This window comes from Paraburkholderia tropica (assembly GCF_914484835.1).
Classification (GTDB): domain Bacteria; phylum Pseudomonadota; class Gammaproteobacteria; order Burkholderiales; family Burkholderiaceae; genus Paraburkholderia; species Paraburkholderia tropica_A.
The window spans coordinates 33863-48361 of the sequence record NZ_CAJZAR010000038.1 but is presented as its reverse complement, the minus strand read 5'-3'; the positions used below and the strand labels follow the sequence as shown (position 1 = coordinate 48361).

13 protein-coding genes are annotated in these 14499 nt (G+C 67.6%); 9 read left to right on the top strand and 4 right to left on the bottom strand.

Annotated features, from left to right (window positions below; translation table 11 throughout):
- Window positions 1-171 precede the first annotated feature (171 nt).
- The 4 genes from LDO54_RS10155 to LDO54_RS10140 all read left to right on the top strand — a co-directional run bounded on the left by LDO54_RS10155 (window position 172) and on the right by LDO54_RS10140 (window position 2837).
- Window positions 172-954: a DUF899 domain-containing protein gene (locus LDO54_RS10155; RefSeq protein WP_224009802.1), complete on the top strand. Its 783-nt coding sequence runs from the start codon at window positions 172-174 to the stop codon at window positions 952-954.
- 7 nt (window positions 955-961) lie between these two features.
- Window positions 962-1834 carry a DUF2182 domain-containing protein gene (locus LDO54_RS10150; protein ID WP_224009801.1) on the top strand — a complete coding sequence of 291 codons (873 nt, stop codon included), beginning with the start codon at window positions 962-964 and terminating at the stop codon, window positions 1832-1834.
- 97 nt (window positions 1835-1931) lie between these two features.
- Window positions 1932-2336, top strand: coding sequence for a hypothetical protein (locus LDO54_RS10145; protein ID WP_224009799.1), 405 nt, complete (start codon window positions 1932-1934; stop codon window positions 2334-2336).
- 93 nt (window positions 2337-2429) lie between these two features.
- Window positions 2430-2837 carry a DUF1801 domain-containing protein gene (locus tag LDO54_RS10140; protein ID WP_224009797.1) on the top strand — a complete coding sequence of 136 codons (408 nt, stop codon included), beginning with the start codon at window positions 2430-2432 and terminating at the stop codon, window positions 2835-2837.
- Window positions 2838-2874: 37 nt separating this feature from the next.
- Here LDO54_RS10140 and LDO54_RS10135 read toward each other — a convergent pair whose 3' ends face one another.
- From LDO54_RS10135 to LDO54_RS10120, 4 genes are all read right to left on the bottom strand, one after another.
- Window positions 2875-3888 (bottom strand): XdhC family protein, encoded by a 1014-nt coding sequence (locus LDO54_RS10135; RefSeq protein ID WP_224009810.1) that lies wholly within the window; start codon window positions 3886-3888, stop codon window positions 2875-2877.
- 62 nt (window positions 3889-3950) lie between these two features.
- Window positions 3951-6416, bottom strand: coding sequence for a cytochrome c (locus tag LDO54_RS10130; RefSeq protein WP_224009795.1), 2466 nt, complete (start codon window positions 6414-6416; stop codon window positions 3951-3953).
- Window positions 6413-6937, bottom strand: coding sequence for a (2Fe-2S)-binding protein (locus LDO54_RS10125; RefSeq protein WP_224009793.1), 525 nt, complete (start codon window positions 6935-6937; stop codon window positions 6413-6415). Before LDO54_RS10125 ends, LDO54_RS10130 begins: the two co-directional genes overlap by 4 nt.
- Window positions 6938-7111: 174 nt before the next feature.
- Entirely contained in the window at window positions 7112-8284 is a 1173-nt protein-coding gene (locus LDO54_RS10120; protein ID WP_224009791.1) for an FAD-dependent monooxygenase, read from the bottom strand.
- Window positions 8285-8580: 296 nt separating this feature from the next.
- Between LDO54_RS10120 and LDO54_RS10115 the strand changes: the two genes are divergently transcribed.
- The 5 genes from LDO54_RS10115 (at window position 8581) to LDO54_RS10095 (ending at window position 14492) form a co-directional block, all read left to right on the top strand.
- Window positions 8581-9333 (top strand): maleate cis-trans isomerase family protein, encoded by a 753-nt coding sequence (locus tag LDO54_RS10115; RefSeq protein ID WP_183715497.1) that lies wholly within the window; start codon window positions 8581-8583, stop codon window positions 9331-9333.
- Window positions 9334-9396: 63 nt separating this feature from the next.
- The gene (locus LDO54_RS10110) at window positions 9397-10257 is read left to right on the top strand and encodes an alpha/beta fold hydrolase (RefSeq protein ID WP_224009789.1); all 861 of its coding nucleotides are present in this window, start codon (window positions 9397-9399) and stop codon (window positions 10255-10257) included.
- Window positions 10258-10284: 27 nt separating this feature from the next.
- Complete coding sequence (locus tag LDO54_RS10105) at window positions 10285-11316, top strand: 2,5-dihydroxypyridine 5,6-dioxygenase (RefSeq protein ID WP_224009787.1); 1032 nt, start codon at window positions 10285-10287, stop codon at window positions 11314-11316.
- A gap of 55 nt (window positions 11317-11371) precedes the next feature.
- On the top strand, window positions 11372-12025 hold the full coding sequence (locus LDO54_RS10100) for an isochorismatase family protein (RefSeq protein ID WP_224009785.1): 654 nt from the start codon (window positions 11372-11374) through the stop codon (window positions 12023-12025).
- A gap of 163 nt (window positions 12026-12188) precedes the next feature.
- Window positions 12189-14492: a xanthine dehydrogenase family protein molybdopterin-binding subunit gene (locus tag LDO54_RS10095; protein WP_224009783.1), complete on the top strand. Its 2304-nt coding sequence runs from the start codon at window positions 12189-12191 to the stop codon at window positions 14490-14492.
- Window positions 14493-14499 lie beyond the last annotated feature (7 nt).

The following is a 14499-nucleotide window of genomic DNA, read 5'->3' as shown; positions in this document are numbered from 1 at the left end:
CGAGCGCGCGCGCCGCCGCCGTGATCAGCGAATCCATGCTCATGGGAATCCCGCCACACTTGTCACTCCCCGCCGCCCGTGGTCCAGACCTAATCTAACACGGCACTTCCGCTCATTCGCTCGCTGCGTCGCTGCATCGATCGGCGCGGCAAACCACAGGAGGACTGAACAATGGCCACGAACCCGACCCAGCCGACCCATCCCACCGCCACGCGCAACGCCTGGCTCGCCGCGCGTCTCGATCTGCTCGAAGCCGAAAAAGCGCACACGCGCCAGAGCGACGCCCTCGCGCGGCAACGCCAGGCGCTGCCGTGGGTGCGCGTCGACAAGACCTACAGCTTCGATACCGAAGCCGGTCAGGCGAGTCTCGCCGATCTGTTCGCGGGACGCTCGCAACTGCTCGTCTATCACTTCATGTTCGGCCCCGATTACGCGGCGGGCTGCCCGTCGTGCTCGTCGATCGCGGACGGCATCGAAGGCGCGGCCACGCATCTCGCCCACCACGACGTGATGCTGAGGGCGGTCTCGCGCGCGCCGCTCGCGAAGCTGCTGGCCTATCGTGCGCGCATGGGCTGGACGTTTCCGTGGGCGTCGTCGAACGGCAACGCCTTCAATTACGACTTCAACGTCGCGTTCACCGAAGCCCAGCAGCGCGACGGCGCGATCGAATACAACTACGCGCAGCAGGGACACGCGATGGACCTGACGCCGCCGCCCGAACCCGTCGCGCAGTTCGCGGCAAGTTGCGGCACCGACGCCGCCACCTACACGCGCGACCGCCCCGGACTCAGCGCGTTCGTGCTTGAAGACGGCGTGGTCTATCACACCTACTCGACCTACGCGCGCGGCCTCGACGGCGTGTGGAGCATGTATCAATGGCTCGACCGCGCGCCGAAGGGACGCAACGAGACCGGCGTGTGGTGGCACCGTCACGACGAATACGCGAAGGCGTGAGCGCATCATGAACGGCATCGGCGAACGGCGCGCGGCGCCCGTTTCGAAGCGCTTGCGCGTCTTCATCGTCTCGTCGGCATGGCTCGCGGCGAGCAAGGCGATGAACAGCGTGCAGCCCGCCTCGTTCGGCGCGATGGGCGGCATGCCGATGCCGGGCGGCTGGATGCTCTCGCACGTCTGGACGCCGACGTGCGGACACACCTGGCTCGACGCCGCCGCCGCGTTCGCCGCGATGTGGCTCGCGATGACGATAGCGATGATGCTGCCTTCGCTCGCACCTGCGCTCTATCGCCATGCGCGTGCGACCTATGCAACGCGAGCCACGCGCTTAATGCATGCGCCGTCGCGCGCGCTGCTGGTGGGCGCGGGCTATTTCGGCGTGTGGCTGCTCGCGGGCTTGCTGCTGTTTCCATGCGGCGCGGCGCTCGTCGCCCTCGCGCTGCACGTACCGGCCCTCGCACGCGCGACGCCAGGGATCGCCGCTTGCATCGTGATCATCGCGGGCGCGCTGCAATTCACACGCTGGAAAATGCACGCGCTGATGTGCTGCCGGATCGAGGCGCATGGCGAGCGCATCGAACATGACGTCAAGTTCGCTTCTTCATTTTCGTTAGTTGCATTAACTTCGTTAGTTGCATTAACAACATGGACGTCGTTGCGCGACGGCGCGCGTTTCGGCCTGCATTGCGTGATGTGTTGCGCGAACTGGATGGCTGCGCTGATCGCCATCGGCATGATGAATCCGCACGCGATGCTCTGGGTGACGGCCGCCATTACCGCCGAACGCGTGCTGCCAAATCAGAGACTTATCGCACGCACGACCGGTAGCGTTTGCCTCGCATGGGGCGCGTGGATGATCGCGCGCGCGGCCATCGTCTAACGCATCACGCAAAGCGATGCACATCACGCTGGCGGCAAGCGTGACGAACCGCTAACATCATCGCCTTTTCGTATTTCGGCGCTCGCGCATTTGCCCGATGAAGGCCCCGCTTCTAACCGCCCTCGCGCTCGCTTCGGGCAACACCGTGACGTGGCTGCTCGGCTTGCGCGTCGTCGGCGCGACCGACTGGCTGCCTGGCTGGTATCGGCTGCATCATTGGGGCGATACGACCGTGGTCGTGCTCGCCACGCTCTCGCTCTATCTGATGAGCCGCGCGTCGCTCAAGGCTTATGCCGTGCATTGCCTCGCGCTGTTTCTGCTGTGGGAAATTCCCACCGTGCTTTACGGCGTCGAGCGACTCGCCGGGCCGCCCGTGCCCGACGCCGTCCATGCGCAGATCGCGCCGTTCATCGCGGGCTGCCTGCTTCTGCTGACGGCCGCGTCGGCCATCGGCGCGGCCAATTATGTTGCGCCGCGCCGTAAAACACGGCGTAAAAAATAACCTCGAGATAACCTCGCGATAACGTCGCGCCCGCGCCTCCCGACGGCGATTCACGTCATACTGACGCCTCCATCCGCCCGAGGACCGCACGCGATGACCACGACGCCGACGAACCCCTCCGCCCGCATCGACGAACTGATCGCCGGCATCGACGACTGGCGCGGCGCCACGCTCGCCGCCGTGCGCCAATGCATGCGCGAAGCCGACCCGGCCATCGTCGAGGAATGGAAGTGGATGGGCAGCCCGACCTGGTCGTGCGACGGACTCATCGCCGTCGCGAACGCACATAAGGGCAAGGTCAAGGTGACGTTCGCGCACGGCGCGGGCCTGGCCGATCCCGATGGACTGTTTAACGCGGGACTCGAAGGCAACGCGCGCCGCGCCATCGACTATGCCGAAGGCGACAAGGTCGATGCCCGCGCGCTCAAGCGGCTCGTGCGCGCCGCGATCGAATACAACCGCGCGCATCTGAAGAAGAACGCAAAGACAAAGTCCGCGTGAACGCATCACGCGGCACCGTTCGCGCGCCGGAAGTCGCTCACGCGATCGCCTTCCCCGCCTCCACATCCGCGAGCCGATCCACGGGCACGCGATACCGCCGCGCCGTGAGATCCGCGACGATCGACAACGCGATCTCGGGCGGCGTGCTGCCGCCGAGATACAAGCCGACCGGCGCGCGCAACGCATCGAGCGCGGCGTCCGTCACGCCGAACAGTTGCAGACGCTCGCGACGCGCCGCGCTATTGCGCCGCGAACCGATCGCGCCGACATAGAACGCGGGCGTCATCAACGCTTCCATCAGCGCGAGGTCGTCGAGCTTCGGATCGTGCGTGAGCGCGATCACGGCCATGCGCGCGTCGGGGCGCATCGCGAGCACGGTGTCGTCGGGCATCGTGCGCACGCGCGCCACGCCCGCCACGCGCCAGTCGTCGAGATACGATTCGCGCGGATCGCAGACCGTCACCGCATAGCCGAGCGGCAAGGCCATCGTCGCCACGTATTCGCTCAACTGTCCCGCGCCGATCAGCAGCAGGCGCCACGACGGACCGTGCACCGTGGTGAGACGTTCGCCGTCGAAGCTGAAGGCATCCGCCTGTGTTGGCGAGTGCGAGTGAGCGTGCGACTGCACGCGCACGAGCGTCACCGCGCCGCTGCGCAGATCGAGCGTGCGGCGCACGAGTTGTCCTTCGCGCAGCGCGTCGAGCAGCGCATCGAGGCGGCTATGCGCGCCGAGCGTTTCGCACGCGAGGCGCATCGTGCCGCCGCAAGGCAGGCCGAAGCGATGCGCTTCGTCGGCGCTCAGGCCGTACTCAAGCGTCGAGGCGCGCGTGCGCGGCGGACCTTGTGCGCGCAGGCGCTCGACGAGATCGTCCTCGATGCAGCCGCCCGAGACCGAGCCGACGATATGGCCGTCGTCGCGCAAGGCCATCAGCGAGCCGAGCGGACGCGGCGACGAACCCCACGTGCGCACCACCGTGTAGAGCCACGCCGCGCGCCCCGCCGCCAGCCAGCGCGTCGCTGTTTCCAGCACTTCGCGATCCGCGTCCTGCAGGTTCACGCTTGCCTCCGTTTCGTTCCGTTGTGCGCCGTTTTGAATCGGTTGGCGCTGCAAGCTCAATGCGTCTGCGCCCGCACGCGCGCCGACGCGCTCTCCAGATCGCGCCACGCAGGTTCGTCCGGCGCATAACGCGCGCGGATATAGCCCGCGAGTTCGGCCATCTGGCGGTCGTCGAAACTGTCCTTGAAGCCGGGCATGTAGCCGAGCCCCGCCGTGGCGGGCTGGTCGATGCCGTTCATCAGCACGTGCAGCAGATTGTCGGGGCTCGCCTGGCTCACGCTCGTGTTCAGCCCCATCAGCGGACGCACGCCGAAGTGACCGACGCCGCCCGATTGCGCGTGACACACCGCGCACGCGGCTTCGAACATGCGCTGGCCGTTCTGGAAGCCGAGCGCCGTGAGCGTGTCGGCGTTCGCGCCCGCCGCGCGCGTGGCGGCGGCGTGCGCGGCGTCGGCCGCTTCGACCGGCGGCGAGAGCGAAGCGATGTAATGCGCGATCGCGCGCACGTCCGATTCGGGCAAGTCGGCGAGACCCGCGACCACGGGCGCCATCGGCCCCGCCGCCACGCCGTGCTCCGGCGAAAAACCCGTGCGCAGATAGGCGAACAGCGCGTCCTCGGTCCATGGCACGGGCGCAGCGCCTTTGCCATCCTTGCTGGCTTTGCCCGCGTGCGCGGCCAGCAGCGAAGGTGCGTCCCAGCCTTCGGCGCTGCCGCCCGTGAGGTAGGCGAAGCCGCCCTTCTCCGCGCCGAGCGCGTTGCGCGGCGTGTGGCACGCGCCGCAATGGCCCGCGCCATCGACGAGATATTTGCCGCGATTCCAGAGCGCCGAACGTTGCGGATCGGGCGCGTACTGGGCGTCGTCGTGGAAAAGCCAGTTCCAGCCCGCGACGAGGCGGCGCTGATTCATCGGAAACGGCAGCTTCGTTTCGGGCGCGGCCTGCTTCACGGCCGGTTGCGACATGAGCCACGCGTAGAGCGACATCATGTCGGCGTCGCTCATGCGCGCGAACGACGTGTACGGAAACGCGGGATACAGATGGCGGCCGTCGCGCGCAATGCCCTGACGCATCGCGCGCGCGAATGCTTCGTAAGTCCATGCGCCGATGCCGGTCTCGCGGTCGGGCGTGATATTGGTCGACCAGACCGTGCCGAACGGCGTCTCCAGCGCGAAGCCGCCCGCGTTGGTCGCGCCTCCCGGCGCGGTGTGGCAGACGGCGCAATCGCCCGCGATGGCGATCTGCCGGCCGCGTTCGAGCATCGCGGCGCTCCATGCCGAGGCGTCCGCGTTCGCGCCCGCAGGCAACGGGGCGATGGGCGCGGGGCCAGGCAGCATCGAGCATGCGAGGCCGATCAGCCCGCCCGCCACGCCGCCGATGCCGCCGCCCGCGAGCCAGCGTTTCCAGCGCGAGGGACGACGCTGCGCCGCGGGCGCATCGAGCGCGACGGCCGGACCGGCTTGCGCGAACGCGCGGCGCAGCGTCTCAGGATCGAACGGCGGCGCGCGAAAGCGCACGCCGGTTGCGTCGTAGAGCGCATTGGCGATGGCGGCGGCCGCAGGCGCGCTCATCCGATCGATACGATTTTCGTCTTGATCGTTGCGGCCTTGAATCGATACGGATTCCGAATCACATGGCGATTCGATCAGGTCGTGCGAGACCGCTGCCTGATTGCTTGCTGGCGCGCCGGTTTCGTCGTGCGTCGCGCGTGCGATGCGACGTACGCCGGTTGCGCGCGCGATAGCCTCTTCGATCTCCCACGCGGGCATGCCCGTGAGCGCGCTTTGATCCGGCGTGCCCGCGCCTTGACCGGCCACCACGCGGCGCACGGCGATATCGCCGGTCTCGCGGTTCACGTCGAGATCGACGACCCATGCGGACCAGCTTGCAACTTGCGTCACCGGTTGTGCCGATGCGCTTTTATCCGCGTAATCGAGTGCGGGCGCTGAACGCGGCGCGTCGTCGACATGACTTTCGCCATCGAACGCGAACCCGCGCCCACGCACCCACGGCGACGCGGGTTCTGCGGCGGGCGCAACCGGCGCGCCCCACGCGGCACGCTCGCTGACCATGCGGATCACCTCGCGCGCCCCGGCGTCGCGATTCGCGTCGAGATGGTCGAGACGCAGCGCGACCGCATCGCGGCGCACGTCGTGCGCGATTTCGTCGATGAACGATTCGCGCGCGAACGCATGCGCCTGAGCGGAAATCGCGCGCGCAGGATCGTCCACGGCGACGCTGGCCTGAACATGGCGATACAGCAGCGGCGGCATGGCCGCTTTTTGTGCATCGGCGGATTCGGCCTCTGTATCGAGACGCGCGCGGTAATGCCACTTCGTCATCGTGCCATCCGCCGCGAGACGGGCTTCGACGGCCAGTTGCGCATCGGCATCGCGTCCGTGAGCGGGCCACGCGTAATCGGCGCGGCGCAGCGTGCCGGGTTCGTGCGCGGTCGCATCTGTATTCAGAGCGGTCGGCGCCACATCGGCACGCACGCGCAGCCCTTGCGGATCGTCCTCGCTCATCGCGCCTCGCTTCCCTGCTGACGTTCCTGCTCCTGCTGCAGATACAGCGCCGCGCGCTTCACGGCGCGCACGATCTCCAGATGCGTGCCGCAGCGGCACAGATTGAAGCGCAGCGCGTCGCGTATCGCGTCTTCATCGGGCGACGGATTGCGCGCGAGCAGCGCCGTTGCGCTCATGATCATGCCGTTGAGGCAATAGCCGCACTGCGCGGCCTGCTCGTCGATAAAGGCGCGCTGCACCGGATGCAGCGCGTCGAGCGTGCCGAGTCCTTCGAGCGTCGTCACCTCGCGTTCGCGCGCCGCCGCGACCGGCACCACGCACGAACGCGTCGGCTGGCCATCGACGAGCACCGTGCACGCGCCGCACTGGCCCAGACCGCAGCCGTACTTCGGCCCATTGAGTTCGCAGTCGTTGCGCAGGATATAGAGCAGCGGCGTGTCGGGCGTGGCGCCCTCGATGGTGCGCGTCGTGCCGTTCACGCTGAGCGTGAGCGGCCCCGCGTGGGAAGCGGAATGCAACATGAACTGACTCGAATTGAAGGTAAACACCGGCCGCATCGTGCATGACGGCTTGCGGCCCTGCACGGCGTTCGACGAACGCGCGCACAGGACCCGCGCACAAGACCGCCGCACAAAACCTTATAACCCGCCGAAATTCGACGCGCACGCGCATTCGCGCGCGCGTGCACAGCGCTGTTACGCCGTGGCGGCCTCGCTGGCCGTCTGCGCGTGCTTCGCTTGCGGCGAAACGAGCGGCGTGTTGAACACGTCGTACGCGAACACCCACGCCGGATCTTCGTTCGTGCGCAGCCACGTATTGTTGTGCGAGACCAGCTGCACCTTCGACGCGCGCTCGGCCCGGTTCGCTTCATACAGCGCGAACGCACCCGCGTAATCGGTCGTGCCCACTTCGTCGAGACAGCGCGTGAGCATCGCCGCGTCCTCGATCGCCATCGCCGCGCCCTGCGCCATATGCGGCTTCATCGGATGGCAGGCGTCGCCGAGCAGCACGAGACGGCCACGGCTCCAGAGCGGCAGCGGATCGCGTTCGAGCAGCGGCCACTTGGTGATCGACGGCGACACGTTGATGAGGTTCAGCACGTCCGGGTGATAGCCCGCGAACGCCTCGCGCATTTCCTCGCGGCTGCTCTCCATCATCGAAACGCCCGTGGGCCATTCGGCTTGCGGCACGCCCGTCACGTAGTAGTACTCGTCGCGCTTCTCGGTCACGTAGTAGACCATCATGTGACGATCTTCCGACCACCACTTCACGCACATATCGTACGGACGATTGCCGAGCAGCGAAGCCGGAAACACCGCGCGATGCGCGACATAACCCGTATAACGCGGCGGCTCCGCGCCCAGCAGATGTTCGCGGATCTTCGAGTTCACGCCGTCCGCGCCAATCACGATATCGGCGGTTTCCACGCTGCCGTCGGCGAACGTCAGGCGCACTTCGCTGCCCGTATCCTCCACCGCGCTCAGGCACTTGCCGAACGCGATCGTGCCCGGCGCAACGGCATCGGTCATGAGCTTGTGGAAGTCGCCGCGATGCACGGTCAGGTAGCTCGCGCCGTAGGTCTTGAGCGCGTAATCGCCGAGCGGAATCTGCGCAATCGCTTCGGCCGTCTGCCAGTCGCGGCTGTACCAGTAATCGGGGTGCGAGCCCATGACGTTGAGCGCGTCCTCGCAGCCGATGCGGCGCATGATTTTCATGACGTTGGGCCCGAGGTGGATGCCCGCGCCGAGACGCGAAAACGCGGGCGCCTGCTCGTAGAGGCGGACGTCGTGGCCGCGGCGCTGCATCAGCGCGGCGGCTGCCACGCCGCCAAGGCCTGCGCCGATGATGGCGATACGGGGTTTGCTCATGATTTCTCCAGGTCGTGCGCCCTCGCGGCAAACGCGCCGCCGGGCCGGGTTGAGTTCGAGGTCTGTCGAGGTGAAATGTAGCGTACACATTAGAAAATAAATCGGCAAGCACAAACTTTTCCTCTGCACATCCCCCACGTTTACAGCATAAAGTCGCTATATATGAAGCGACTCGCGCAGGCGATTAATTTTCCACGTTGCACATTTAAAACGTACACACTAGACTTTGCCCAGATTTCGACGACGCCTGCGCCAGGCGGGTCTCGTCGCCGCCCAACTGCAATGGAGTGAGCGTCATGAGCAAGACTTACCGCATCGGCCAGATCGTGCCGAGCTCGAACACCACGATGGAAACCGAGATTCCGGCGATGCTGCGTCTGCGCGAAGCGATCCGCCCCGAGCGCTTCACGTTCCATTCGAGCCGCATGCGCATGAAGAAAGTCGTCAAGGAAGAACTCGCCGCAATGGACGCCGAATCGGACCGCTGCGCCGTCGAACTCTCCGACGCGCGCGTCGACGTGCTCGGCTATGCGTGCCTCGTCGCGATCATGGCGATGGGCCGCGGCTATCACCGCGTTTCGCAGGCGCGCCTCACGAAGCACACGGCCGAAAACGGCGCGGCCGCGCCGGTGCTCACGAGCGCGGGCGCGCTCGTCGACGCGCTCAAGGTGATCGGCGCGAAGCGCATCGTGGTGGTCGCGCCGTACATGAAGCCGCTCACGGAACTCGTGGTCGACTACATCCGCCACGAAGGCTATGAAGTGCTCGACTGGCGCGCGCTGGAGATTCCCGACAATCTCGAAGTCGGCCGCCACGATCCCGCGCGTCTGCCCGAGATCGTCAAGACGCTCAATTACGCCGACGCCGATGCGATCGTGCTGTCCGCCTGCGTGCAGATGCCGTCGCTGGCCGCCGTCGCGAAGGTCGAAGCGATGACCGGCAAGCCGGTGATCACGGCCGCCATCGCGACCACCTACGCGATGCTGCGCGAACTCGATCTCGAACCGATCGTGCCGGGCGCGGGCGCGCTGCTCTCGGGCGCTTATTAAGTCCAATCGATCTCAATCGACCTCAACGACCGCAATCGATCCGTCAAGCAACCGGAGCCCCTCATGTCCAGCACGTTTCTCTACGGCGCGAACGTTCACGCGAACGGCATCCGCCAGCACTATCTGCGCTACGGCGGCAATGATCGCGCGCGCGCCGCACGGCCCGCGGTCATCGTCATTCCCGGCATCACGAGTCCGGCGATCACGTGGGGCTTCGTCGGCGAGGTGTTCGGCGCGGCCTTCGACACCTATGTGATCGACGTGCGCGGACGCGGTCTTTCCGAAGCGTCGGCCACGCTCGATTACAGCGTCGATGCGCAAGCCGCCGACGTGGTCGCGCTGGCCGCCGCGCTCGGCCTCGAACGCTATGCGCTGGTCGGTCATTCGATGGGCGCGCGCATCGCGGCCCGCGCAGCGCTGCGTGCGGATCGCGCGCTCGAATCGGTGGTGCTGGTCGATCCGCCGGTCTCCGGCCCGGGACGCCGCGAGTATCCGGGCAAGCTGCCGTGGTACGTCGATTCGATGGCGCTCGCGCGTCAGGGCATCGACGCCGAAGGCATGCGCGCGTTCTGCCCCACGTGGACCGACGAGGAATTGCGTCTGCGCGCCGAATGGCTGCACACCTGCGATGAACGCGCCGTGCTCGCTTCATACGAAGGCTTCCATACCGACGACTTCCACGCGGACGCCGCGCAACTGACGCAGCCCGCGCTGCTCATCACCGCCGAACGCGGCGACGTGGTGCGCGACGAAGACGTGGCCGAACTGCAGCGCGCCACGCCCGCGATGCAGCACGTGCGCGTGCCCGACGCGGGCCACATGATTCCGTGGGACAACGCCACCGGTTTCTACGCGGCATTCGGCGATTTTCTCGGCGCGCCGCTCGCGCAAAACGCCGACGTCAACACGGCCGTCACGGCTTGATTCGCAACGCTCACCGGAGAACTCACGATGCCCGTCAGCGACCATCAATTGATCGAAGCGTGGAAGGAAGTGCTCACGCTCTCGCGCCTCGAAGCCGGCCAGACCGTCACGATCCTCACGAGCGTGGCCACGCATCCGCAAACGCTCGCGTGCGCGCTGATCGCCACGCAGTCGATGGGCGCGATCGTCAACCGGCTCGACCTGCCGCCCGTCAATGGCGAAAAAGCCTTCAGCCGCGACTCGCTCGCGTGGCTCGGCACCACGCCGCTCACGGGCAATCACGCGGCCATCGCGGCGCTCAAGGCCAGCGATCTCGTGCTCGACCTCATGACGCTGCTCTTTTCGCCCGAGCAGCACGACATCCTCAAGTCGGGCACGAAGATCCTGCTCGCGGTCGAGCCGCCCGAAGTGCTCGCGCGCCTCGTGCCCACGCGCGAAGACCGCGAGCGCGTGCTCGCCGCCGCGAGCAAGATTAGCGCGGCGCGCGAGATGCGCGTGAGTTCGCCCGCGGGCACGGCGCTCGTCTGCCCGCTCGGCGAATTCGGGCCGACCGCCGAATACGGTTTCGTCGACGAACCGGGCCGCTGGGATCATTGGCCGAGCGGTTTCGCGCTCACGTATCCCGACGACCGCACCGCGCACGGCACCATCGTGATCGATCGCGGCGACATCCTGCTGCCGCAAAAGCGCTATGTGACGGAGCCGATCGTGCTGACCGTCGAAGGCGGCTACGCGACGAAGATCGAAGGCGGCGTCGATGCCGCGCTGCTGCGCGACTACATGGAAACGTTCGCCGATCCCGAGGGCTATGCGATCTCGCACATCGGCTGGGGATTGCAGCCGCGCGCGCGCTGGTCGACGCTCGGCCTCTACGATCGCGAGGCGACTATCGGCATGGACGCGCGCGCGTTCGAAGGCAACTTCCTGTTCTCGCTCGGACCGAACAACGAAGGCGGCGGCTCGCGCACCACGACCTGCCATATCGACATTCCGCTGCGCAACTGCACCGTCAAGCTCGACGACGACACCGTCGTGCGCGACGGGCGCGTCGTGCGCTGAGCGCCGCTTCTAAGCGCCGTTTCTGAGCGCCAATTCATTCGCAGGACATTCGCACATGAACGATCACGCACATCACAGCGATCACGCCGAAGCCGCCGTCTACCGCCAGCAAGGCTTCGGCACGCCGCTGCCCGTGAAGGGCAACATCGGCCTGCTCATCATCGACTTCGTGGTGGGTTTCGCGGACCCGAAGACCTTCGGCGGCGGCAATATCGCGCCCGCCATCGCCCGCACGCAGCAGGCGCTCGCCCTCGCGCGCGAACACGGCTGGCCGGTCGCGCACAGCCGCATCGTCTACGCGGCCGACGGCAGCGACGACAACGTGTTCTCGCTGAAAGTGCCGGGCATGGCCACGCTCACCGAGGATCATCCGAACAGCGCGATCGTGCCCGAACTCACGCCCGCGCGCGGCGAACTCGTGGTGCGCAAGACCGTGCCGTCGGCGTTCTTCGGCACGCAGCTTGCGCCGTGGCTATCGCAACGCGCGGTGCAGACGCTGCTGGTCGCGGGCGCGGTGACGAGCGGCTGCGTGCGCGCGAGCGTCGTCGATGCGATGTCGCATGGTTTTCGTCCGCTCGTGCTCTCCGACTGCGTGGGCGACCGCGCGATCGAGCCGCACAACGCCAACCTCTTCGACATGCAGCAGAAGTACGCCGCCGTGATGCCGCTCGACGACGCCATCGCCGCAATCGAAGCCGCGCCCCGCTGAGCGCAACCTTCGCGCGTTGTTCGTCGTTGCGCCTCGTTGCTGGGCCCATTGTTTGACGCGCGTTTTTTGTCGGCTTAACGTCAGGCGAACGCGCGCACGGGCGACAGGCGAACCCGGCCACCTCACACGCCCGCCCGCCGCGCCGCCACAGGAACTCTCTGCCGTGAACCGCTCCGAACTGCTCGCGCGCGCGGGCTGCCTCACCGTCGTGCGTCAGCCCGCGCCGCCCGTCAAGCCCGCGCCCGGCCAGCCGGGCAGCCTCTCGTCGTTCGTGCCCGAGGTGCCGGAAGTGTTCGTCGCCGTGCTCGACGACGGCCGCATTCTCGCGTTCAACGGCCACGTCGACCTGGGCACGGGCATTCGCACCTCGCTCGCGCAGATCGTCGCCGAGGAACTCGACGTGCCTGCCGCGCGCGTATCGATGCAGCTCGGCCACACCGCCGCGACACCGAATCAGGGGCCGACCATCGCGAGCGCCTCGATCCAGATTTCGGCCACGCCGCTGCGTTGCGCGGCGGCTCAGGCGCGCCTTGCGCTGCTCGATCTCGCGGCCCGGCATTTCGGCGCCGATATCAACGCACTCGCCACCGATAACGCCGACGTTTTCTTCAAGGATGCAGAACGCGACGCGCGCCGCGTGAGCTTCGCGCAACTCGTGGCGAACCAGCGCATCGCGCTCGATCTCGATCTCAAGGCCGTGGTGAAGGACCCGTCGACGTATCGCGTGATCGGCAAGTCGTCGCCGCGCGTGGATATTCCCGCGAAGGCCACGGGCGCGCTGACCTTCGTGCACGACATGCGCGTGCCCGGCATGCTGCACGGCCGCGTGGTGCGTCCGCCTTATAGCGGCATCGATAGCGGCGCGTTCGTCGGCAAGCTGCTCGATAGCGTCGATCGCGAATCGGTCGCGCATGTGCCGGGGCTGCGCGCCGTGGTCGTGCACGGCGATTTCGTCGGCGTGGTGTGCGAACGCGAGGAACAGGCGATGCGCGCCGCGCGCGAATTGCGCGTGACGTGGAAGCCGCTGCCCGCGCTGCCTTCGCTCGACGATCCCGGCGCGGCCATCCTCGCCGCGCCCGCCGTGCGCCGCCCGCTGCTCGAAGAAGGCGACGTCGAGGCCGCGCGCGCCGCGCCCGACGCGCTCACGCTCACACGCACCTACGTCTGGCCGTATCAGATGCACGGTTCGATCGGCCCGTCGTGCGCGCTCGCCGATTATCGCGAGCCGGGCGCAGGACGCATCACCGTGTGGTCGGGCACGCAGAATCCGGTCTCGCTGCGCTACGACCTCGCGACGCTTGCGGGCCGCGACGAAGCCGACATCGACATCGTGCGCATGGAGGCTGCGGGCTGCTATGGCCGCAATTGCGCCGACGATGTCTGCGGCGACGCGCTGCTGCTCTCGCGCGCCGTGCAGGCGCCCGTGCGCGTGCAGCTCACGCGCGCCGACGAGCACGCGTGGGAGCCGAAGGGCACGGGCCAGGTGGTCGAGGTCACCGGCACCGTGTCGCGCGATGGGCGCATGACGGGCTACGACTTCCGCACGCGCTATCCGTCGAACGATGCGCCGTTGCTGGCCGCGCTGCTCACGGGCGGGGTGGCGAGCGAGCCGCGCGTGTTCGAAATGGGCGACCGCACCGCCGTCTCGCCCTATGTAAGCGCGAACCGGCGTTTCGTCTGCGAGGATCTCGCGCCGCTCGTGCGGTCGTCGTGGTTTCGCGGCGTCTCCGCGCTGCCGAATTCGTTCGCGCACGATGCATTCGCCGACGAACTCGCGGCGCAAGCGGGCGTCGATCCGCTCGACTTCCGCCTGCGCCATCTGCAAGATGAGCGCGCCGCCGAGTTGCTCGAAGCAGTCGCGCAACGCGCGGGCTGGAGATCGCGCACGAAAGGCAGCGCCACGGCAAATGAAGACGAACGCGACGAGCGATATGCACGCGGACGCGGCATCGCCTACGCGCGCTACGTGCATAGCCGCTTTCCGGGCTTCGGCGCGGCGTGGTCTGCGTGGGCGGTCGATCTGGTGGTCGATCGCGTGACCGGCGAGGTGCGCGTGGAGCGCATCACCGTGGGCCAGGACACGGGCACGATGGTGAATCCCGACGGCGTGCGTCATCAGATCCACGGCAACGTGATTCAGGTGTTGAGCCGCTCGCTAAAGGAGCGCGTGCGTTTCGCCGACGGCAAGGTGGCGAGCCGCGAATGGGGCAGCTACCCCATCCTGACCTTCCCCGAACTACCCGCCGTGGACGTCGTGCTGATGCCGCGCCAGGGCGAGCCGCCGATGGGCGCAGGCGAATCGGCTTCGGTGCCGGGACCGGCCGCGCTCGCGAATGCGATTTTCGATGCGACCGGCGTGCGCTTTTACGCGCCGCCCTTCACGCCCGACACGATCCGCGAAGGCTTGCGCGCGGCGGGCAGATTGCTCGACGCGCGCCACGCGGAAGCGGCCGGGGCCGCCCGCTAGCGGCGCA

Bases quoted from the DNA above. Each gene is read 5' to 3' on its own strand.
- LDO54_RS10105 (WP_224009787.1), top strand. From the start codon at position 10,285: ATGCCCGTCAGCGACCATCAATTGATCGAAGCGTGGAAGGAAGTGCTC.
- LDO54_RS10110 (WP_224009789.1), top strand. From the start codon at position 9,397: ATGTCCAGCACGTTTCTCTACGGCGCGAACGTTCACGCGAACGGCATC.
- LDO54_RS10100 (WP_224009785.1), top strand. From the start codon at position 11,372: ATGAACGATCACGCACATCACAGCGATCACGCCGAAGCCGCCGTCTAC.
- LDO54_RS10145 (WP_224009799.1), top strand. From the start codon at position 1,932: ATGAAGGCCCCGCTTCTAACCGCCCTCGCGCTCGCTTCGGGCAACACC.
- LDO54_RS10115 (WP_183715497.1), top strand. From the start codon at position 8,581: ATGAGCAAGACTTACCGCATCGGCCAGATCGTGCCGAGCTCGAACACC.
- LDO54_RS10150 (WP_224009801.1), top strand. From the start codon at position 962: ATGAACGGCATCGGCGAACGGCGCGCGGCGCCCGTTTCGAAGCGCTTG.
- LDO54_RS10125 (WP_224009793.1), bottom strand. From the start codon at position 6,937: ATGTTGCATTCCGCTTCCCACGCGGGGCCGCTCACGCTCAGCGTGAAC.
- LDO54_RS10155 (WP_224009802.1), top strand. From the start codon at position 172: ATGGCCACGAACCCGACCCAGCCGACCCATCCCACCGCCACGCGCAAC.
- LDO54_RS10120 (WP_224009791.1), bottom strand. From the start codon at position 8,284: ATGAGCAAACCCCGTATCGCCATCATCGGCGCAGGCCTTGGCGGCGTG.
- LDO54_RS10140 (WP_224009797.1), top strand. From the start codon at position 2,430: ATGACCACGACGCCGACGAACCCCTCCGCCCGCATCGACGAACTGATC.
- LDO54_RS10130 (WP_224009795.1), bottom strand. From the start codon at position 6,416: ATGAGCGAGGACGATCCGCAAGGGCTGCGCGTGCGTGCCGATGTGGCG.